The sequence below is a fragment of the Neorhizobium sp. T25_27 genome (assembly GCF_002968565.1).
In the GTDB taxonomy this organism is placed as follows: Bacteria; Pseudomonadota; Alphaproteobacteria; order Rhizobiales; family Rhizobiaceae; genus Neorhizobium; species Neorhizobium tomejilense.
In genome coordinates, this window is record NZ_PVBJ01000001.1 from 726294 (window position 1) to 746844 (window position 20551).

General features: G+C 62.5%; 22 protein-coding genes. 10 read left to right on the forward strand and 12 right to left on the reverse strand.

Annotation, left to right across the window (positions count from 1 at the left end; translation table 11 throughout):
• The first annotated feature begins 4 nt into the window (after window positions 1–4).
• Window positions 5–1678, forward strand: coding sequence for a DNA repair protein RecN (gene recN, locus C5J24_RS03615; RefSeq protein WP_105415659.1), 1674 nt, complete (start codon window positions 5–7; stop codon window positions 1676–1678).
• Window positions 1679–1744: 66 nt separating this feature from the next.
• On the opposite strand, the gene C5J24_RS03620 is transcribed toward recN, so the two are convergent.
• Both C5J24_RS03620 and C5J24_RS03625 read right to left on the reverse strand, forming a co-directional pair.
• A complete protein-coding gene (locus C5J24_RS03620) occupies window positions 1745–2083 on the reverse strand; it encodes a hypothetical protein (RefSeq protein WP_105415661.1) in 339 nt (112 codons plus the stop codon).
• Window positions 2070–2408: a DUF6516 family protein gene (locus C5J24_RS03625; RefSeq protein WP_371673647.1), complete on the reverse strand. Its 339-nt coding sequence runs from the start codon at window positions 2406–2408 to the stop codon at window positions 2070–2072. Before C5J24_RS03625 ends, C5J24_RS03620 begins: the two co-directional genes overlap by 14 nt.
• Window positions 2409–2513: 105 nt before the next feature.
• Here C5J24_RS03625 and ligA point away from each other — a divergent pair, with 105 nt between their 5' ends.
• Window positions 2514–4670, forward strand: coding sequence for an NAD-dependent DNA ligase LigA (gene ligA / locus C5J24_RS03630; protein ID WP_105415663.1), 2157 nt, complete (start codon window positions 2514–2516; stop codon window positions 4668–4670).
• A 23-nt stretch (window positions 4671–4693) separates the two neighbouring features.
• Here the strand turns inward: ligA and C5J24_RS03635 are convergent, their stop codons facing one another.
• Window positions 4694–5233, reverse strand: coding sequence for a GNAT family N-acetyltransferase (locus C5J24_RS03635; RefSeq protein ID WP_105400786.1), 540 nt, complete (start codon window positions 5231–5233; stop codon window positions 4694–4696).
• Window positions 5234–5512: 279 nt separating this feature from the next.
• On the opposite strand from C5J24_RS03635, the gene C5J24_RS03640 reads away from it, so the two are divergent.
• Entirely contained in the window at window positions 5513–6103 is a 591-nt protein-coding gene (locus C5J24_RS03640; RefSeq protein WP_105400787.1) for a 3'-5' exonuclease, read from the forward strand.
• A 92-nt stretch (window positions 6104–6195) separates the two neighbouring features.
• On the forward strand, window positions 6196–6693 hold the full coding sequence (locus tag C5J24_RS03645) for a CreA family protein (RefSeq protein ID WP_105415665.1): 498 nt from the start codon (window positions 6196–6198) through the stop codon (window positions 6691–6693).
• A gap of 5 nt (window positions 6694–6698) precedes the next feature.
• Here C5J24_RS03645 and C5J24_RS03650 read toward each other — a convergent pair whose 3' ends face one another.
• Entirely contained in the window at window positions 6699–8357 is a 1659-nt protein-coding gene (locus C5J24_RS03650) for an FAD-binding dehydrogenase (protein ID WP_105415667.1), read from the reverse strand.
• Window positions 8358–8391: 34 nt separating this feature from the next.
• Between C5J24_RS03650 and C5J24_RS32540 the strand changes: the two genes are divergently transcribed.
• Window positions 8392–8520 carry a hypothetical protein gene (locus C5J24_RS32540; RefSeq protein ID WP_256427120.1) on the forward strand — a complete coding sequence of 43 codons (129 nt, stop codon included), beginning with the start codon at window positions 8392–8394 and terminating at the stop codon, window positions 8518–8520.
• On the opposite strand, the gene C5J24_RS03655 is transcribed toward C5J24_RS32540, so the two are convergent.
• From C5J24_RS03655 to C5J24_RS03670, 4 genes are all read right to left on the reverse strand, one after another.
• Window positions 8508–8837 carry a hypothetical protein gene (locus C5J24_RS03655; RefSeq protein WP_105415669.1) on the reverse strand — a complete coding sequence of 110 codons (330 nt, stop codon included), beginning with the start codon at window positions 8835–8837 and terminating at the stop codon, window positions 8508–8510. The two genes, C5J24_RS32540 and C5J24_RS03655, sit on opposite strands and share 13 nt — an antisense overlap.
• 214 nt (window positions 8838–9051) lie before the next feature.
• A complete protein-coding gene (locus C5J24_RS03660) occupies window positions 9052–9375 on the reverse strand; it encodes a hypothetical protein (protein ID WP_105415671.1) in 324 nt (107 codons plus the stop codon).
• 203 nt (window positions 9376–9578) lie between these two features.
• A complete protein-coding gene (locus C5J24_RS03665) occupies window positions 9579–10046 on the reverse strand; it encodes a chemotaxis protein CheW (RefSeq protein WP_046607492.1) in 468 nt (155 codons plus the stop codon).
• A 1-nt stretch (window position 10047) separates the two neighbouring features.
• Window positions 10048–12012 (reverse strand): methyl-accepting chemotaxis protein, encoded by a 1965-nt coding sequence (locus C5J24_RS03670; RefSeq protein ID WP_105415673.1) that lies wholly within the window; start codon window positions 12010–12012, stop codon window positions 10048–10050.
• A 279-nt stretch (window positions 12013–12291) separates the two neighbouring features.
• On the opposite strand from C5J24_RS03670, the gene C5J24_RS31725 reads away from it, so the two are divergent.
• From C5J24_RS31725 to C5J24_RS03680, 3 genes are all read left to right on the forward strand, one after another.
• On the forward strand, window positions 12292–12447 hold the full coding sequence (locus tag C5J24_RS31725; protein WP_172723836.1) for a hypothetical protein: 156 nt from the start codon (window positions 12292–12294) through the stop codon (window positions 12445–12447).
• 120 nt (window positions 12448–12567) lie between these two features.
• On the forward strand, window positions 12568–13167 hold the full coding sequence (locus C5J24_RS03675) for an SCO family protein (protein WP_105415675.1): 600 nt from the start codon (window positions 12568–12570) through the stop codon (window positions 13165–13167).
• Between the two features lie 77 nt (window positions 13168–13244).
• Entirely contained in the window at window positions 13245–14123 is an 879-nt protein-coding gene (locus C5J24_RS03680; RefSeq protein ID WP_105415677.1) for a 50S ribosomal protein L11 methyltransferase, read from the forward strand.
• Between the two features lie 210 nt (window positions 14124–14333).
• Here C5J24_RS03680 and C5J24_RS03685 read toward each other — a convergent pair whose 3' ends face one another.
• Window positions 14334–14507: a hypothetical protein gene (locus C5J24_RS03685; protein ID WP_037087476.1), complete on the reverse strand. Its 174-nt coding sequence runs from the start codon at window positions 14505–14507 to the stop codon at window positions 14334–14336.
• 253 nt (window positions 14508–14760) lie between these two features.
• On the opposite strand from C5J24_RS03685, the gene C5J24_RS03690 reads away from it, so the two are divergent.
• Window positions 14761–16593 (forward strand): aminopeptidase P family protein, encoded by a 1833-nt coding sequence (locus C5J24_RS03690; protein WP_105415679.1) that lies wholly within the window; start codon window positions 14761–14763, stop codon window positions 16591–16593.
• Window positions 16594–16608: 15 nt separating this feature from the next.
• Here C5J24_RS03690 and C5J24_RS03695 read toward each other — a convergent pair whose 3' ends face one another.
• From C5J24_RS03695 to pncA, 3 genes are all read right to left on the reverse strand, one after another.
• Window positions 16609–16923, reverse strand: coding sequence for an AzlD family protein (locus C5J24_RS03695; RefSeq protein ID WP_105400796.1), 315 nt, complete (start codon window positions 16921–16923; stop codon window positions 16609–16611).
• 1 nt (window position 16924) lies between these two features.
• Window positions 16925–17644 (reverse strand): AzlC family ABC transporter permease, encoded by a 720-nt coding sequence (locus tag C5J24_RS03700; protein ID WP_105415681.1) that lies wholly within the window; start codon window positions 17642–17644, stop codon window positions 16925–16927.
• A 119-nt stretch (window positions 17645–17763) separates the two neighbouring features.
• Complete coding sequence (gene pncA, locus C5J24_RS03705) at window positions 17764–18390, reverse strand: bifunctional nicotinamidase/pyrazinamidase (RefSeq protein WP_105415683.1); 627 nt, start codon at window positions 18388–18390, stop codon at window positions 17764–17766.
• A 765-nt stretch (window positions 18391–19155) separates the two neighbouring features.
• On the opposite strand from pncA, the gene C5J24_RS03710 reads away from it, so the two are divergent.
• Window positions 19156–20535 carry a DUF2778 domain-containing protein gene (locus C5J24_RS03710; RefSeq protein WP_245446506.1) on the forward strand — a complete coding sequence of 460 codons (1380 nt, stop codon included), beginning with the start codon at window positions 19156–19158 and terminating at the stop codon, window positions 20533–20535.
• Window positions 20536–20551: the final 16 nt, after the last annotated feature.

Genomic DNA, 20551 nt, shown 5'->3' on the forward strand with positions numbered 1-20551 from the left:
AGACATGCTGATCCAGTTATCGATCCGCGATATCGTTCTGATCGAGCGGCTGGATCTTGCCTTCGAGACCGGCCTTTCCGTGCTGACCGGCGAAACCGGCGCCGGCAAATCGATCCTTCTCGACAGCCTTTCGCTGGCGCTCGGCGGTCGCGGTGACGGCGACCTGGTGCGCCATGGCGAGGACAAGGGCCAGGTGACGGCCGTCTTCGACGTGTCCGGCAGCCACGGCGCCCGAAAACTTCTGCGCGACAACGGCATCGACGACGACGGCGACCTGATCTTCCGTCGCATCCAGTCGGCCGACGGGCGCACCCGTGCTTCCATCAACGACCAGCCGGTCAGCGTGCAGCTGATGCGCCAGGCCGGCCAGCTTCTGGTCGAGATCCACGGACAGCACGACGACCGGGCGCTGATCGATACCGACGCCCACCGCACGCTGCTCGACGCCTTTACGGGCCTCGGCGACGAGGTACTGCAGCTTTCCGGCCTTTATCGCTCGTGGAAGGACGCGGATCGGGCCTTCAAGACCCATCGCGCCAAGGTCGAGGCCGCGGCCCGCGAAGCCGATTATATCCGTGCCTCGGTGGAAGAGCTGGAAGCGCTGTCGCCGCGTGACGGCGAGGAGGAGGAGCTCGCCGAGCAGCGCTCGCGAATGCAGAAGTCCGAACGCATCGCCGGCGACATTTCCGAAGCTTCCGAATTCCTCAATGGCAATGCCTCGCCCGTGCCGCTGATCGCCTCGCTGGTGCGGCGCCTGGAGCGCAAGAGCCATGAGGCGCCGGGCCTGCTTGAAGAAACCGTCGAGCTTCTCGATCAGGCGTTGAACTACCTTTCCAACGCCCAGATGGAAGTCGAGGCGGCGCTGAGGCGCACCGAATTCGATCCGCGCGAACTGGAGCGGGTCGAGGAGCGGCTGTTTGCGCTCCGGGCCGCCGGTCGCAAATATTCGATCCCGGTCGCCGACCTGCCGGCGCTTGCCGAAAAGATGATATCGGACCTTGCCGATCTCGATGCCGGCGAGGAGAAGCTCGCCGAGCTGGAAAAGCTGACCGCCGCTGCCAAGGCCGCCTACGATCAAGCCGCCGCCATCCTGTCCGAGAAGCGCCGGCATGGCGCCGAGGCGCTGGCCGAAGCCGTGATGGCCGAACTGCCGGCGCTGAAGCTCGAACGGGCCCGTTTCATGGTCGATGTGGCGAGCGATCCGGAAGCGGCGAGCGCCGAAGGCATCGATACGGTCGAGTTCCACGTTCAAACCAATCCCGGCACGCGCCCCGGCCCGATCATGAAGGTCGCTTCGGGCGGTGAGCTGTCGCGTTTCCTCCTGGCGCTCAAGGTGGCGCTCGCCGACCGAGGCTCGGCTCCGACGCTGGTCTTCGACGAAATCGATACCGGTGTCGGCGGTGCCGTCGCCGATGCGATCGGCCAGCGGCTGAAACGGCTGTCGGACAAGGTGCAGGTGCTTTCCGTCACCCACGCGCCGCAGGTGGCCGCACGCGCCGCAACGCATCTGCTGATCTCCAAGGGACCCGCCGGCGAGGGCACCGACAAGATCGCCACCCGCGTCGCCACCATGGAGCCGGAACACCGCACCGAAGAGATCGCCCGCATGCTCGCCGGCGCATCGGTGACCGACGAGGCGAGGGCGGCGGCCAAGCGGCTGCTGGCGGGCAACGGCTGATCGGAATGTAATCCCGTCGGCGTACCGACCTCCCGCTGCCTTCCAATGAAAAAGCGCGTCCGGGGTTTAAGCTGCCTTCGAGATATCCGAGATGTCGATATGGACGTCGGCATAGGGAAAGATGACGCCGTCTTCAGCCCTATCGAGAAGCCCGATCTTAATCAGTGCTGCAATGTCGGCATGAACGGGGCGGAAGTCGCGTTTTACGAGCCGGGACACTTCCCGCATCGTCATGCCGCCCTTGTCTTTCATGGCCGCCAAAATCGCAACCCGGTTGGGGGTCAGGGCTGTGTGCAGGGCTTCCCATGTAGGAAAACTGTAGACCGGTTCTCCGAGATGTCGGCCGGCTTCGAAGTCGGCGATGATGTCATCTTGCGATGCAATATTGATTCTAAGAGTTTTCATCGGCCTCCATCCTTTCGACTTCTGCGAAGAAATCCCGCAACAAAGCCGATACGTTTCGAAACGAATACGGTGCCTCGACGGCACCGATATGCCTGTGATCTCCCTTTCCAGCCTCGTTGTCGTATCGCATGACGCAAACGTCATCGACCACATAGGCCAGCCGATATTTGTAATTGTGTGCGCTGCCTTTGAGCGGTGCCGGCACTTCGAAAACAGAGAGATCCACGAATGATCGTAGCGTGCGTTCCTGCCGTCTTTTCAACAGGAGTTTTGCGTTTGCCATGATGACCTCAATAGCATCAACTGGTGATGACTTCAATAGCATCGCCAGTCTCCAACGTTTCTTGGCGCCTTGCGATGGGTGATCCTCTTCCCCTTGGGGAAATTTGCGCTACAAAACGACTCCTCGCTACCCGAGGAGTAGACCCGCATGCCCGCCGAACAGACGCCCGTCGAAAACCTGACCGAAGAACAGGCCGCAGCCGAACTGGCCTATCTGGCGGCGGAGATTGCCCGCAATGACGAGCTCTATCACGGCCATGACGCGCCTCAGATTTCGGATGCCGATTACGACGCGCTGAAACGGCGGAACGATGCGATCGAGAAGCGGTTCCCGCAGCTTATCCGCGCCGACAGCCCGTCGATCCGGGTCGGTGCGGCACCCTTGCCGACGTTCGCGGCGATCACCCATTCGCGGCCGATGCTGTCGCTCGACAACACCTTCTCGGACGATGACGTGCGCGACTTCGTCTCTTCCGTCTATCGTTTCCTCGGCCAGCTGCCGGACGGCTCGATCGCGTTTACCGCCGAGCCGAAGATCGATGGGCTTTCCATGTCGATCCGCTACGAGAACGGCCGGCTGGTGAATGCCGCGACTCGCGGCGACGGTACGACCGGCGAGAACGTCACCGAGAACATCAAGACCATCAAGGAGATCCCGAACCGCCTGCCCGCGGGCGTGCCCGATGTCGTCGAGGTGCGCGGCGAGGTCTATATGACGAAAAGCGACTTCCTGGCGCTCAACGAGAAGATGGCGGCGGAAGGCAGGCAGACCTATGTCAACCCGCGCAACACGGCGGCCGGGTCACTGCGCCAGCTCGACGCCAAGGTGACCGCCAGCCGCAACCTGAAATTCTTCGCCTATGCCTGGGGCGAGATGTCCGAAATGCCGGCCGACACCCAGATGGGCATGGTCGAAAAGTTCAGGGAATGGGGCTTTCCGGTCAACCCGCTGATGAAACGCCTGCACGCGGTCGAGGACATCATCGCCCATTACAAGGATATCGGCCTTAAGCGCCCGGATCTCGACTACGAGATCGATGGCGTCGTCTACAAGGTGGACAGGCTCGATCTGCAGGCCCGGCTCGGCTTTCGCTCGCGGTCTCCGCGCTGGGCGACGGCGCATAAATTCCCGGCGGAGCAGGCCTTTACCCATGTGGAACGGATCGACATCCAGGTCGGCCGCACCGGCGCGCTGACGCCGGTCGCGCGGCTGACGCCGGTCACCGTCGGCGGCGTGGTCGTCACCAATGCGACGCTCCACAACGAGGACTATATCAAGGGCTTGGGCAATTCCGGCGAGCCGATCCGCGAGCTCGACCACGATATCCGCGTCGGCGACACCGTCATCGTCCAGCGGGCAGGGGATGTCATCCCGCAGGTGCTCGACGTGGTGATGGAGAAACGTCCTCAGGAAGCGGTGCCTTACGAATTCCCGAAGCGCTGCCCGGTCTGCGACAGCCATGCGGTGCGTGAGCGCAACGAAAAGACCGGCAAGCTCGATTCGGTCACCCGCTGCACCGGCGGTTTCGTCTGCCGGGCGCAGGCGACCGAGCACCTCAAGCATTTCGTGTCGCGCAACGCCTTCGATATCGAAGGCCTCGGCTCAAAGCAGATCGATTTCTTCTTCGAGGCGGAAGACGACGCGCTGAAGATCCGCACCGCGCCGGATATTTTCACGCTGAAGCGGCGGCAGGAGGGATCGACGCTTACCAAGCTCGAAAATATCGAGGGCTTCGGAAAAGTCAGCGTCAAGAAACTGTTCGATGCGATCGACGAGCGGCGCGAGATCGCCCTGCACCGCTTCATCTACGCGCTCGGCATCCGCCACGTGGGCGAGACCACCGCCAAGCTGCTGGCGCGCGCCTACGGCACCTACGAGGCGTTTGCGAAGGCCATGGACGATGCGGCCGAGCTTTCCGGCGACGCCTGGGACGATCTCAACAATATCGAGGGCATCGGCGAGGTGATGGCGCGTGCCATCGTCGAGTTCTTCAAGGAGCCGCGCAATGTCGAGGTCATCACCCGGCTTCGCGAAGAGGTGACGCCGCAGGCCGCCGAAAAGCCGGTCGCCTCGAACAGCCCGATCGCCGGCAAGACGGTGGTCTTCACCGGATCGCTCGAGAAATTCACCCGCGACGAGGCCAAGGCGAGGGCGGAAAGCCTTGGCGCCAAGGTGGCCGGCTCGGTCTCCAAGAAGACCGACTATGTGGTCGCCGGCCCGGGCGCCGGCTCCAAGCTCGACAAGGCGAGGGAACTCGGCGTCCAGGTGATGGACGAGGACGAATGGCTCGCCTTTATCGCGTGATGGCCTTCATCGGGTGATGAAGGTCACACCCTGAGCCGCGCCATCGAATAGGCATCGACATATTCGCCGTTGCGGAAGGCGAATTGTTTGAGATGGCCTTCGACCTCGAAGCCGAATTTCCGGTAGAGCGCGATGGCTGCCTCGTTGTCGGTGTAGACGGTCAGTTCGACGCGCTTCAGGTCCAGCCATCGGTCGGCGATGGCAAGGATTTCGCCGATCAGGGCGCGGCCGATCCCGCGGCCCGTATAGGCGTCGTGGACGCCCATGCCGATACTTCCGGCGTGGGCCCGGCGATTTGCATAACGGGTCATGCCGACATCGCCGACGATCCTGTCCTTGAGGACCGCGACCAGCGAGATGAAATTGGCGGATTGGTTCTCGATGCCCTTGCGGATTTCCTCCGGGCTGTGGTGCGGCGTTCTCAGGGTGCCCCGGCGGTAACCGGGCATATTGTGCAAGGCGGTAATGGCCGGCGCATCCGCCGGAGTGCGGGCGCGGATCGACAGGCCTTCGGGCCATCGCGCATCGGGGTCTAAAGGCGGCGGGATATCGAACTCAGTCATGCTTGCTCTCCTTGGTCTTCGCCGAGGCAGAGCGGAAACACCGAACCCTGCCATATTCGGCAGGGTTGGTGGACGGATGACCGGTTAACGCGCCAAGACCGCCACGCACCCTGCGGGGTGAATGGTCACGGTAAGATGCATGTGGGCGGCGAAACGGATCATGGTGGCCAAGGTCTCAGACAAGCGCCAAGGCGTCAAGAGGGGTGAAAGCGCTGGTCGTCTTTGCCGAATCGAATTCCCGCCTGTAGAAGTTCTCCGACCTTCATCCGGAACTCGCCCTTGAAAACCATCGCCATCGATTTCGAAACCGCCAACGAGCAACGCGGCAGCGCCTGCTCGGTCGGGCTTGCCTGGCTGGAGGGCGACGAGGTGGTGCGGGTGGAGGAGCGGCTGATCCGCCCGAGGGACATGCGGTTTTCCTCCTTCAACGTCGCGATCCACGGCATTCGGCCGGAACATGTCGAGGATGCCGGCGAGTTTCCGGAGGTGATGGACGAGTTCGCCGACGATTTTCGCGGCGCGACGATGATCGCCCATAATGCCGCCTTCGATTTCAGCGTCTGGCGGGCCTGCCTCGATGCCTACCGGCAGAGTTATCCGGACCTGTCCTATCTCTGCAGCGTGAAGATGTCGCAGAAGGTCTGGCCGCATCTCGGCTCTCACAAGCTCAATGTCCTTGCCCAGCATCTCGGCCTTCGGTTCGCCCACCACAATGCGGCCGAGGACGCGGCCGTCTGCGCGCGGGCGACGATCGCGATCGCCAAATCGCTTGCCGTGCCGCATGTCCGCGACATTCCGGCGATGATCGGCATGAAGGTCGGGCGGCTGTTCTCCGGCGGCTACGCGCCCTGCACCTGTCGGCTCAAATAAGAGTTCCCGAGCATCCGCTTGTTTCCGTCCCGGCAATCCTTATCTCAGATCACGGATCGTTTACCGGAGCTGAAGTCGCCATGACGCAACCAATGAGCCGCCTTGCCTGCCTTGCATCCGCCGCAGCCTTTTCGCTCGGCGTGCTTGTCCTTCCCGCTTCTGCCGAAGTGGTCGGAGAGGTCGGCGTCGACTGGATCGGCAACGACATTATCGTCGAGGCGGTCGCTGATCCGCAGGTGAAGGGCGTCACCTGCCACGTGACCTATTTCGAGCGCGGCATCATCGACCGGCTGAAGAACGGCAACTGGTTCGAGGATCCGTCCAACAATTCGATCGCCTGCCGCCAGACAGGCCCGATCGAGATCGGCAACATAGATCTTTCCAAGGATGGCGACGAGGTGTTTCGCGAAGGCATGTCGCTGATCTGGAAGTCGCTGGTCGTCAACCGCATCTACGACAAGGCCAACGACACGCTGATCTATCTCGTCCACACGCGCGAACTCACCGACGGCTCGGCGAAGATGGCGATCTCGACCGTTCCGCTCTACAATCAGAACGTCACCTGGAAGAACGGCAAGCCAAAACCGTAATCCGGTCACCCAAGGGCGGCCGCCGCCGCCCGGCCGGCATTGCGGCCGGAAAACAGGCATCCACCAAGAAAGGTGCCTTCGAGTGCCCGATAGCCGTGCATGCCGCCACCGCCGAAACCGGCGGCCTCGCCGACGGCATAGAGGCCCGGGATCGCTTCTCCGTTCTCACCGAGCACGCGGGCCGAGAGGTCCGTCTCGATCCCTCCAAGCGTCTTGCGCGTCAGGATATTCAGTCTCACCGCGATCAGCGGCCCGTGCGCCGGATCGAGAATGCGGTGCGGTTTTGCCGTGCGCACCAGCTTTTCGCCAAGCGAGCGGCGGGCGTTGTGGATGCCCATGATCTGCACATCCTTGGCAAAGGGATTGGCCACCTGGCCGTCGCGGGCCAATATCTCGCGCTCGATTTGTCCGATGTCCAGAAGATTGCTCCCCGCGAGCCGGTTCATGCCGGCCACCAACTCCCCAAGGTTCTCGGCGATCACGAAATCCTCACCATGTTCCTTGAAGGCCTCCACCGGCCCGGTCGCCTTCCTGCCGATCGCCCGTTTCGCCGTCAGCTTCCAGTCGCGGCCGGTGAGGTCCGGGTTCTGTTCGGAGCCGGAGAGCGCAAATTCCTTGCGGATAATGCTCTGGTTCAGCACGAACCAGCTGTAGTCGTAGCCGGTCGCCATGAGGTGCTGCAGCGTGCCGAGCGTATCGTAGCCGGGATAAAAAGGGGCAGGCAGGCGCTTGCCCGTCGCGTCGAACCATAGCGAGGAGGGGCCGGGCAGGATCCGGATGCCATGGTTTTGCCAGATCGGGTTCCAGTTCCGCAGGCCCTCGGTGTAGTGCCACATGCGGTCGCGGTTGATCACCTGGCCGCCGGCCGCCCGGGTAATGCCGATCATCCGCCCGTCCACATGTTTCGGTACGCCCGAGACCATGAGAGCCGGCGGTCGCCCGAGCCGTTCCGGCCACATTTGCCGCACCAGATCTTGGTTGCCGCCGATGCCGCCCGAGGCAACGATGACGATTGGCGCATTGAGTTCGAAGTCACCGGCCGGTGTCCTGGAGGTTTCCTCGCCACGCAGCGCCGAGCTTGCTGCTAGGACCGTGCCTGCAACCCCTGTCACGGCACTGCCGGTCCTGACCAGATTGTCGACGCGGTGCCGCCAGAGAAGGCTGATCCTGCCGTTTTTCTCCGCCTCGCGCGCCCGTCGCTCGAACGGTTCGACGACACCGGGGCCGGTGCCCCAGGTGGTGTGGAACCGAGGCACGGAATTGCCATGCGAGGTCGCCGAGCCGCCGCCGCGTTCCGCCCAGCCGACGACCGGAAAGATGCGATGGCCCATCTGCCTGAGCCAGGAGCGTTTTTCGCCGGCGGCGAAGGCCACATAGGCTTCCGCCCAGAGGCGCGGCCAGTGGTCTTCCTCGCGGTCGAAACCGGCGGTGCCGAGCCAGTCCTGCCAGGCGAGATCGAGGCAATCGCGGATGCCCATCCGCCGCTGCTCGGGAGAATCGACGAGGAACAGCCCGCCGAGCGACCAGAAGGCCTGGCCGCCAAGGTTCTGTTCCGGTTCCTGGTCGAGGATGACGACGGAGCGGCCGGCATCTGCAAGTTCGGTCGCGGCAACGAGGCCCGAAAGGCCCGCACCCACCACGATGGCGTCAACTCTGTCGCTCAAGTGCGCTCCTCCCAAAGCCGTAAGGATGCAGGGCATGCTGCATCCTTACGGCGAATACAGTCATGCGGTGTGGCGGGAGTCAATTCAGGCGCGGCACGACAAAAAACAGGCCCGCAAAGCGAGCCTGTTCTCCAATCCTCAAATGGCCGATCAGCGGACGTAGACGATCTTGCCGCCGTTGGCCGCGGTTTCGATACCCGCCACGTTCTGCAGCTGGACGTTCTTCTCTTCAAGAGCTGCCATCAGGTTGGAATCCGTTTGGATCTGCTCCTGCGCAGCCTCAGCTGCCTGCGGGTTGGGTGTCATCAGCGCAGGCGGGATCTTGTCGTTCGACGATTCGCTATCCGTAGCCTCGGTAATGTAGACCACCGTCACGTCCGACGGGGAGGGGGCCGGCGTGGTCGGGGCGAGGTCCTGGGCGTAAACGCCCCCGATTGAGGAAGCGGATATAAGAGTTGCGAGAGCAATAGCCTTCTTCATAACATGTTCCTTTCTCGGTTCTTAGGCGCCAAACACGTGTCTCTTCGGCACCAAGATATAGACGGAACCGGAAAAGTCCGGAGATTGTTCCGGACTTTTCCGAGGTCATCTTCATGCACAACGGTTAAGCTTCCATCACATGCGCGGAGGCGGTCGTGGGTGGCCAGAAACGGCGGCCGGGGAAAGAGACCGGCCCCGTTTCCTCAACGGCGAATCAGCGGACGTAGACGATCCGGCTGCCGTCGGCGGCGGTGTCGATCGCCACGACGTTGTTGAGCTCGACGTTCTGGCTCAGCAGATCGGCGCGCAGCGCGCGGTCGGTCTTCACTTCGTTCTGGGCCTTCTTGATGGTGGCCTGATCCGGGTGGATGACGCTATCCGGAACATCCAGCCGCTTGGCGCTGTCGTCGAGTTCAGGGTTGGTAAAAACGATGGCGATGTCGCCCGCGGGTTTTGCCGTCATGCCCATATCGCGGGCATAGGCGGTTCCCACCGTGGCGGCGGACATCAGGACTGCGAGAGCAAAAGCCTTGTTCATGGTCGTTCTCCTATCTTGGGTAAACCAGCCGAGGGGCGTTTGAAGCGTCGGTTGGGCGTTTAGCGACGGGAGAACGTGGCCCCGGTTCCCCGGTTCCGTTTAAAATTGTTACAAATAGGCAATGATTACAATAAGTTAATCTCCCGTCACATCTGCGTGTAACGGGAGATCCGGACATGGTTTCGGTCGTTTTGCGCCGCAGATTACGCGGCTTCGCGCGCGAGCTCGTCGGCGATGACGGTGTCGAGGTTCAGGAAGCAGACCATGGTCTTTTCGAGCGCTACGATGCCGCGGCAGAAGGCGCGCTGGGCTTCCGGGATGATTTCCGGGGCCGGCTGCAGGTCTTCCCCGCGGATGGTCATCATGTCGGATACCTGTTCGACCAGCAGGCCGACCAGCTTGCCAGCGATGTCCGTGACGATGATCGCGGAGCGTTCCGACGGTTCGGTCATCTTCATGCCGAGGCGGCAGGCCATGTCGATGACCGGGATCACCGCGCCGCGCAGGTTGATGAGGCCGAGCACGTAAGGCGGGGTGTGCGGCATCGGGGTCACCGGCGCCCAGCCGCGGATTTCGCGGATCGCCATGATATCGATGCAGAATTCCTGGTCTCCGAGATGAAAGGAGACGATTTCGAGGTAGGCGCCGGACTGCTTGATGGCATTACTCATGTCAGAACTCTTCCCATTTGTCTGAGGATCCCACGGCCTTCGGCTTGGCGGAGGTGGGGCTGTTGCTGAAGGCTCCCGCGAGCTTGTTCATCAAGTTCAGTGCGGGCGATGGTTTGGGTGGCGTGGAAGCGCTCGCAGCCTCGACGGCGCGAGGGCCATTGCCTCCACGGATCTGGAAATGGCCGATCAGCTTGTTCAGGTTTTCGGCATCGCTGGCCAGCGAATGGCTGGCAGCAGTGCTCTGCTCCACCATTGCGGCATTCTGTTGCGTTGCTTGGTCCATCTGGCCGATCGCCATGTTGATCTCGGTTAGTCCGGTTGATTGTTCGCGCGCAGAAGTGAAAATCGCGTGAACGTGATCGTTGATTTTCAGCACGTCGTCGCCGATCCGGGTCAGGGCGTCGCCTGTCGCCTTCACCAGGTCCACGCCGGTCTTGACCTCGTGGTTCGAACGGGTGACCAGTGCCTTGATGTCCTTGGCCGCACCAGCGGCGCGTCCGGCGAGCTCGCGCACTTCCTGGGCGACGACGGCAAAACCCTTGCCGGCCTCGCCTGCGCGGGCCGCCTCGACCCCGGCGTTGAGGGCCAGCAGGTTGGTCTGGAAGGCGATTTCGTCGATGACGTTGATGATCTTGCCGATTTCGGCGGTCGCGTCCTCGATCCGCCCCATGGCGGCCGTGGCATCGCGAACCACGCCGGACGACTTCTCGGTATAGTCCTTGGCATCGCTCACCATCTGCGTCGCTTCCTCGGCGCGGCTGGTGGCGTTGCGTACGGTCGCCGTGATTTCTTCGAGGGCCGCAGATGTTTCCTCGAGCGAGGCCGCCTGCTTCTCGGTCCGCTTCGCCAGGTCGTCGGCAGCGGAGCGCATCTGGTTGGCGTTGGCGCCGATGGAGCTGGAGCTGTTGGCAACCTCGGTCATGACGTGGCGCAGGCGCTCGACGACCCGGTTGAAGTCGGTGCGCAGGCGCTCGAGATCTCCGCGGAAGGGACGCTCGAGGGCGGCTGCGAGGTCGCCTTCGGAAAGACGGTTGAGCGCGCTCGCAAGCGAATCAACTGCAAACTGAAGCGCTTGGGCTTCGGCCTTCTGTTCCGATTCGCTCGCCTGCCGTTGCGTTTCGTTGCGGCGGCGTTCGTCCTCCAGGCTGTTCTCCAGGGTCTGGCGCTCGACGGCTGCAAGCCGGAAGATATCGGTGGCGCGCGCCATCTCGCCGATCTCGTCGCCGCGGTCGATGCCGGGTACAGTGGTCTCGTAGTCACCGCCGATGATCCGCTGCATGCTGGCGCGAACCCCGTCGATGCCGCGCCTTATGGCGCCGCCATGAACGCTCTGGAGGATCGCCATGGCGACCAGTGCGATCAGGCCGCAGCCGAGCTGCACATAAAGAGCGTTCGAGGAAAGCGTGTTCGCCTCCTGAACGCGGTTGCTGACAAGCTTTTCGCCTGCGAGGGCTGCTGTCTCAAGGGCCGTGCCGAGCCGTTCGCCAGCGCTGTCGATGACGTCGTCGATCTTGTCATAGGCGTCGTCGGGCGCGCCGGTTTCGACCATTTTTTTGAGATCGATCTGGATTGCGCTGGAAACGGCCGCGAGATCCGTTTCAAAACCTGCGACGAGGCCCGGATTGCCCATGGCAGTCGCGAGTTTCTTCAGGTCGCCCGAAGAGCTTTTCAACTTGTCGATGGAGTCCGCCATCGCCTTCAGCCGGGCGGGCTCGACGCGTTTGTCGTCGCGGTCGACGATCGTGTCCATCGCTGCCAGGACGAGCTCCAGGTTGGCGATGCGCATGCCGTTAACGGTATCCACATGCTCCCGGATCTCGGTGGCGCGCTGCAGCGCTTCGTCGACCTGGCGGCCCTCGTACCAGCCGACAAGCAGCATGGCGCCGATACCGGCAAAGGCGGATCCTGCCAGCGTCCATAGCCGGTGATTGACCGATAGCGTCTTGCGAATGGGTTCTGCCGTCATGCTGTTGAAATTCCTCCCGGCGCCGGACAGGTCCGGCAGGCTTTCGGATAGAGATGGAAACAGGGAGCGAGCCGATATCGGCGACGTCATGTCTTTGGGGTCCTCACGATATCGCGGCCCTCAGTGCGATGCGTGTCGCATCTCACTCCCATTTGCCGCAACGATTCGTGAACCACCTTCGCCTTTATAAGATCTCAGACAGGTATTAATCTTACGCTAAGCTTGTTTGGAGGTTGTGCCGCCTTCCAAGGAGCCGGAAAAGGTTGTAGATTGAACAGCATGGATAGCACCGTCGACAGTTACCGCCTGCCGCTGATCACCGCCTTGAGCCTGCTCTTGCTCGGGCTCGGCGGCATCGCCTTTTACGGCTGGCTCCGGTTCGGCTCATCCATCCTGCTGACGCTCGATGAAACCGGTCTTTCCTGGTGTTTCTGACCACTGCCTTGTCGTTGAGACAAATCAGCGCGATTTCTTTCGAAAACGACTTCTTGAATTGCGCGGCCGCCGGCTCGGGTCTATCGCTCCGTCAACCGGGCCTGAGCTGAAGAGATACCGATGAAGAGCTTCCAAATTGTTCTGTGGGTCGCCGTCGTTGCGTTGGCGGGCGTGCTGGTGGCGCTGACGCTGACATTGACGCGTTCGAAACAGCAGCTTGCCGAGGGTCCGTTCGGCGTGCCGTTCCAACTCGTCGCCCAGAACGGCCAGCCGATCACCGAAAAGGCCTTCCAGGACAAGCCGACGGCGCTGTTTTTCGGCTTCACCCATTGCCCGGAAGTTTGCCCCACGACGCTTTTCGAGCTCAACGGCTGGCTGCACAAGGTCGATCCGGACGGCACCAAGCTCAACGGGTATTTCGTCAGCATCGATCCGGAGCGAGATAGTCCTGAGTTGCTCGGCCAGTACGTTTCCAATGTCACCGACCGGGTGAAGGGCATTTCCGGCCCGCCGGCCAAGGTCCAGGAGATGGCCAAGGGCTTCAAGGTCTATTTCAAGAAGGTGCCGGTCGACGAAAAGGATCCGAACGGCGACTACACCATGGATCACACGGCGTCGGTATTCCTGCTCGACGATGGCGGGCGCTTCGCCGGCACCATTGCCTACGGCGAAAACCCGGACGTCGCGATCAAGAAGCTCGAAAATCTGATCAAGGGCTGACACGTTTGGCGTTGAAGCGGACACAGCTTCTGTGGCAATCCTCTCCGCCACAGATCAATAGCTGAGAGACCGTTTCCTTGAGCGAAATCCGCCTTTACGTCACGTCCACCGAAAAAGGTGCGGCCGAGATCCTCGATATCCTGTCGGAGGTTTTCGGCGAAGAGGATTTCGCCATCGCCACCACCGAGGTCGATGAGAAGAAGGACATCTGGGAAGCCTCCGTCTACATGATGGCGGATGACGAGGAGATGGTGCGCGAGCGTGTCGCCGAAGGTCTCGCCCAGGCCTTTCCCGCTCTGGAAATCCAGAGGGAAGTCATTCCGGATATCGACTGGATCGCCAAATCGCTGGAAGGGCTGAAGCCGGTGAGGGCCGGGCGGTTCATCGTCCATGGGTCGCATGACCGCGACAAGGTCAAGGTCAACGACATCGCCATCGAGATCGATGCGGGCCAGGCCTTCGGCACCGGTCATCACGGCACCACCGCCGGCTGCCTCGAAATGATCGAGGACGTGATGCGCGCGAGACCCGTCCGCAACGCGCTCGATCTCGGAACCGGAAGCGGCGTGCTGGCGCTCGCCGTGCGCAAGCTGCGCAATATCCCGGTTCTGGCGACCGATATCGACCCGGTCGCCGTGCGGGTGGCGCGGGAAAACGTCCGCCGCAACGGCATCGCCACCGGCATCCGCCTGGAGACGGCGCCAGGATTTCATTCGCCGGCGTTCGATCGCGAGGGGCCGTTCGACCTGATCATCGCCAACATTCTCGCGCGGCCGCTGATGAAGATGGCGCCGCAGCTGGCGGCACATCTGGCGCCCGGCGGTTCGGTGATCCTGTCCGGCATCCTGGCCGGACAGCGCTGGAAGGTGCTGGCCGCCTATAGCGGCGTTCACCTCGCCCATGTCCGCACCATATGGCGCAATGGCTGGGTGACGATCCATCTGCGCAGCCGGTGATCTGTTTCGCAATGCAGCATTGAGTTATTTGCATGGCTTCTGGTGCAGACAGCAAAAAGGCGACACCAGTGGTGCCGCCTTGCGATCAGTTCTGAGACTGACCTACCCGCGAGCGTGAGGGAGGATCTGCTCGAGCGGGCCTCGTATCCTGAAAGCCGGGGCGGGTGAGGGAGGAGAGCCCGCGCCGGCCGTATGATCGGGATACGTAGCTTAGAATACGTAGCTTTGGGCGCCCTTGCGGCGCAGTTCTTCGCGGCTGGTGCCGAGGCCCTTCAGCGTTTCATCGTCGAGGTTCAGCAGGGCGCCGTTGACGTAACGGGCAACCTGACGCTCGCGAGCTTCGACCACGCGGTTGAAGGCATTGCGGAAGAAAGAGTTGGCCATGGAAGCGATCCTTTTGATACGGGCCTTGTTCGGCGCCCGTTCGATGATGTGAATATAGCGATTGCTGCACCGCACAGTGAGAGGGCTTCTCTCATTGGTGGTATGCGTTTGTTGCATGGGATGACCAGATCCGCGCCAGACCTGTTGAGCAGATGCACAATCGCCGCTCATCCGGCCCGTCTGGCAATCTCCGTCGAAGATCGGCTAACATGGTCCGATCTCTCGGAATCAGGCAGCCCGGAAAAACAACCTCATGTTCCAGTCCTTCGAAGTGAAGTCCGCCCCGCAGTTCGGCCGCGATCGCGTCAGCGCGCTCAGGGCGAAATTCGCCGATCTCGGCATTGACGGTTTTCTTGTCCCCCGTGCCGACGAATATCAGGGCGAATACGTGCCGGCCTCGGCCGAGCGCCTGTCCTGGCTCGCCGGCTTCACCGGATCGGCCGGCATGGCGCTCGTGACGCAACGTGAGGCTCTCGTTTTCGTCGATGGACGTTACGTCACCCAGCTTGCCGAACAGGTGGATGGCTCGGTCTTTACCGCCGGCGATCTCGTCAACGAACCGCCGCATGTCTGGCTGCCGCGCCACGGCGCAAAGGGTTTCCGGCTCGGCATCGATCCGTGGCTGCATGCGGGGGCGGAAGTGCGCCGGCTCGAAAAGGCGCTTGCCGAGATCGGCGGCTCGCTGGTGCTGCTGGACAGCAATCCGCTCGACGCGATCTGGACCGATCGGCCAGCCGAGCCGCTCGGTGCCGTCTCGATCCAGAAACAGGAGCATGCCGGCACGCTGGCGAGCGAGAAGATTGCCTCGATTGCGAGCCAGGTAAAGGAGAAGGGGGCTGCCGCGGTCGTCATCGCCGATCCGACTTCGGTTGCCTGGATATTCAATATCCGCGGCGACGACGTGCCGCACACGCCCTATCCGTTGTCGCGCGCCATCATTCCGGCGGAGGGCAAGGCCGAGATTTTTCTCGACCAGATGAAGACCGGTATCGAACAGGCCGCCTATCTGGCCCAGATCGCCATCCAGCGTCCGCCTTCGGAATTCCTCGCGCGGCTTGCGGCCTTCTCGGCGGACGGCGCGAAGGTCCTCATCGACCCCGAGCTGACGCCGCTGGCGCTCACCAGGGCGATCACGGCCGCCGGCGGCGAGGTGGTCGAGGCTTCCGATCCGGCAAAACTGCCGCGCGCCTGCAAGAACCGCGAGGAGCTCAACGGTTCGGCCAAGGCGCATCTGCAGGATGGCGCGGCCATGGTCGAATATCTCTGCTGGCTCGACGCCCAGGCGCCCGGCACGATCACCGAGATCGACGCGGTCAAGGCGCTGGAGGCGACCCGCGCCCGCGTCGGACAGAACATGCAGAACCCGCTGAAGGACATTTCCTTCGAGACGATCTCCGGCGCCGGCGAACACGGTGCGGTCATCCACTATAGGGTGACGACCGAGACGAACCGCAAGCTCGAAGCGGGCGAGCTGTTCCTGGTCGATTCGGGCGCGCAATATGTCAACGGCACGACTGACATCACCCGCACGGTCGCGGTCGGCTCTGTTCCGGAAGAGCACAAGCGTTTCTTCACGCTGGTGCTGAAGGGCATGATCGGCATCAGCACGGCGCGCTTCCCCAAGGGTACGCGCGGCTGCGATCTCGATCCGCTCGCCCGCATCGCGCTCTGGAAGGCCGGTGGCGATTATGCGCATGGCACGGGCCACGGCGTCGGCTCATACCTCTCCGTCCATGAAGGCCCCCAGCGGATTTCGCGGCTGGCGACCCAGGAACTGCTGCCCGGCATGATCCTGTCCAACGAGCCCGGTTATTACCGTCCCGGCTCCTTCGGCATCCGCATCGAAAACCTGATTTATGTGACCGGAGCGGAAGAAATCGACGGCGGCGACCAGCCGATGCTTGCCTTCGAGACGCTGACCTGGTGCCCGATCGACCGCCGCCTCGTGCTGCCTGACCTGCTGACCGCCGAAGAGCTCGCCTGGCTTAACGGCTACCACGCCGCCGTGCGCGAAAAGCTGCTGCCGCTGATCGAGGACGACGCGGTCAAGATCTGGCTGGTGAAGGCGACGGAGCCGCTTTCCTGAAGCAGGCGCCTTTAATCAGAAACCCAGGAGATGGCGGCAGATCATTGCTGCCGCCCAGCCGGCGCCGAGCAGCAAGAGGCCTGGATACCGGACCCCAACCACGAGTGCCGCCAGCATGGCGATCTTGACGTCCCAGCCGCCGTTGAAGAAGGCGGGTGCGACGAGCGTTGTCAGAACCGCTGCCGGCACGGCGTTAAGTGCCTGTTCCATGCGCGGCGGGATCGTCTTCATCCGGGTGATCAGCACATAACCGCCGATACGGGTGAGGAATGTCGCGGCCGCTGCGGCCAATATCAGCAGAGCCATATCCACGGAGATGAGGTCGGTCATGTCAGCTCTCCATCTCGGTGGCGGCGTCGGCCGGCACGGATTCAGTGGAGAGCGGCAGGAAAGCGGCAACGACCACGCCGACCGCAGCGCCGATGCTGACATGCCAGGGCGAGCCTACGAAATGATAGCCGAGCACGGAGCCGAGCGCGCTCGCCACCACCACCGGATAAAAGCCCGGCTTGCTGCGAAAGCCGATGACCAGCCCGAGGAAATAGACCGGCAGCAGCACGTCGATCGCAAGCGCACGCGGATCGCCCATCATTCGCCCGAAAAACGCGCCGACGACGCTGAAAAACAGCCAGGGGAAATAGATCGCGGCGCCGAAGCCGATATACCAGGGGAAACTGACGCCCCGGCCGCTTTCGCCGCGTTTCACGGCCTCGGCGAATTGCGGGTCGGTCAGCACGAAGAAGGTGAAGAATTTCTGGACCGGCGTGAAATGGGTAATGTATCGGGTCAGCGCCGCCGAATAGAGGATATGGCGGAAATTCACGGCGAAGACGGAGAGCACGATCAGCCACGGCGCCACCTGATGGCCGAAAAGCTCGATGCCGACGAGCTGGCTGGCGCCGGCATAGACGGTCGCGCTCATCAGGCCCGCTTCCATGACCGAGAGGCCGTTGTCGCTTGCCACGGCGCCGAACAGCATCGCGAAGGGCGCGGCGGACAGGGCAATGATGAGGCCACCCTTCAGACCCTGGTTGAATTCGCTGCGATTCATCGAAGAAATCCTTTTCGCATCGGCTTTAGAGCCCTGCGAGACCTCGCGCAATTCAATTGGGCTGATGGAACGATCGATTCCGCTGAACTATCAGGCCCGGCTGGTCCCCGTGCCGGCGATCAGTCGACAAGAATGTCCTTGCTCGAAACGATGCCGACGCCTTTTGCTCTCATCTCGGCGATGGCGCTCTTCATGCCTTCCGGATCGATGCCGCGGCTTGCATCCTCGATGAAGCGCACTTTTACGCCCGGCAGCATTTCCACGGCGTCGAGAGCGGAAAATTTCACGCAATAATCGGTCGCGAGCCCGCAGAGATCGAGTTCGGTCACCTGCTGGGCTCTGAGATAGCCGGCAAGGCCGGTCGTTGCGGCCTGGTCATTGTCGCGGAAGGCGGAGTAGCTGTCGACGGCAGGGTTCTCGCCTTTCTGCTGGATATAGTCGATGGCTTCGACGTTAAGGTCCGGGTGGAACTCCGCATCCGGCGTGCCCTGCACGCAATGATCCGGCCACATGACCTGCGGCTGGCCAGACAGCTCGCCCATGTCGAACGGCTTCTTGCCCGGATGCCGGGAGGCAAAGCTGCCGTGGTTTTCCGGGTGCCAGTCCTGCGAGGCGACGATGACATCGTAGCCGCCGCCTTCGATCAGCTGGTTTGCGACCGGCACGATCTCGTCGCCGTGCGCCACGGGCAGGTTGCCGCCCGGGCAAAAATCGTTCTGGATGTCGATCAGGAGCAGCGCTTTCATCGGTCGTCCTCCGAATCCTGGATTATCGGAGGATGCCAAGGGCGGGCGGCAGGATCAAGGCCGATATGTTTTGCAGTGCAGCAGTTAGCGCGGTTCTGTCGATCTCCGTCCACCCAGGATCAAGGATCATCCGGCTGTTTTGTGGGTGCGGAAAAACTCCCCCGAGAGGCCCATCATGGTGCGGCGGAACTCAGTCTCTACAACGCTGTCGAGCATTCACAGCGAGCTCAGGATTGGACTGTTCTCGAGTTCGCGGCGACCGTCCATAAGGACCTGATCTACTGTTTTTACCCCAAGATTTCGCCTGCTGCAGAGACCTGTCCGACCACTCTGAAAGGCTTCGGTATACACCTCGGCTGCGGGCGGTCATGGACGTCGTCAAGGCGTTGCTGTCGGAATATGTGTCCGGGGGCCGGCGGCGGGCGGAGAGGGAAATGGTATAAAAATTCTGACAAGCCTTGAAAGACTTGGATTTTGTGGCTAAACAGCAACGGTCGTTGGCTTGACTAGCCTCAATTGGACACGGGGCAGACACCCTGTTGCCGCAATTCGGTTAAACTTCCGACGGCATGCGCTTTTATGTGCACCACCGAAACCAAATCGGGGCGGCGTAAAGACATTGGTTACCATAATCGTTCATCCTCACATGCAGTCGATAGGCGGCAGTGAGCAAAACCTTCGTTTGCTCAGCGCTCGCCAGGGTTGTGTTGGCGGTCTCGCGGAAGCGATGCCCGCCGGTGTGAGTAACGGTTCGGGTAACGAGTGATGGCGCGTTCGGTCCAGACGTCGGTAAATGGCAGGCAGGCAGGCAAAGTTCCGCAGCGCCGCAAAAAATCCCGCTCTCTCCTGGTCAATGTCACGGTCGGTTTCGGCCTGACGGTCGCTGCCCTGATGGGTGCGTCGATAGTTACCATGGCGACCGCGGTGAAGTCGGCTTCCGATATGAAATTCGAGACGGCGTTGGCAAAACCGATCGCTCTTGCCGTTCCCGCCGTCGCAACGCGGGAACGCGAAATCGATGTTTCGAAATTCTCCCGCCTTCCGGGCAGTGCGCCTGCCGATCCCAAGGGCAATCGCCTGACTGGCGCCGATGTGGCCGCCCTCGAAGCCCGCAAGCCGGATCTTTCGAACGTCAGCCGGGTGCTGACCGTGGCGATGGCCAAGGCCGCCCGGCATCAGGAACACGAACAGCGGTTCGCCGCGCTCGAAAAAGCCCGTCCGGACGCCAATGCCATCCGCGCGGTGCTCGGCCCTGCGATGGAAAGCCTCGTGGTCGTGGCGCCCCGCTCGGCGAGCGGCGCCTTGCCGGATATGATTCAGGATGCCGAGACGGTCACCACCGTTGCCGGGCTCAAGGACATGAAGCCGGTCGAGATGGCCGCGCTCGAAGAAACTGCCCTGGAAGAAGACGGTGCCGACGAGAGCGAGGTCGCGGCGGTCGAGGCGACCGTTCCCGCAGTGCCTTCCTATGATCTGCCGAAGGCCGGTCCGCTGCCGGTGATCCGTCCGGGTTCCGCCGCCGACAAACCCGCCAAGCCGGCAGCCCTTGCGGCCATCGCCGCTGTCGCGCCGCAAAAGCCCGCCAAGACGGATGACGGCGACGACAAGCCGACGGCGCTCGCCTTTGCCAAGCCCGACAATCCGATGCGCGAGGAGCCGACCCGGCCGTCGCAATCGGCGCCGGCCTGGCCCGGCATCGGCACGAAAGTGGCCGTTTACGATATTTCCGGCGGCATGGTCTATATGCCGAACGGCTCCAAGCTCGAGGCGCATTCCGGCATCGGCAAAATGCGCGACAACCCGAAATACACGCATGTGACGATGCGTGGCCCGACGCCGCCCGGCACCTACAAGCTATCTATGCGCGAAAAACTGTTCCACGGCGTCGCCGCGATCCGCCTGACGCCGGTCGACGGCAGGGCGCCGCAGGGCCGCACCGGCCTGCTTGCCCACAGCTTCCTGCTCCGGGTGCGCGGCGACTCGCACGGCTGCGTCGCGTTTGCCGATTACAACGCGTTCCTGAAAGCCTTCCAGCGCGGCGACATCACCCATATGGTGATCGTGCCCAAATGGGACGGCAAGCGCCCCGGACGGGGCACCGGTGGCGGTTTCATCGCCAACCTGTTCAGCAATAACGACGCCTGATCGGGCGTCGTTTCCT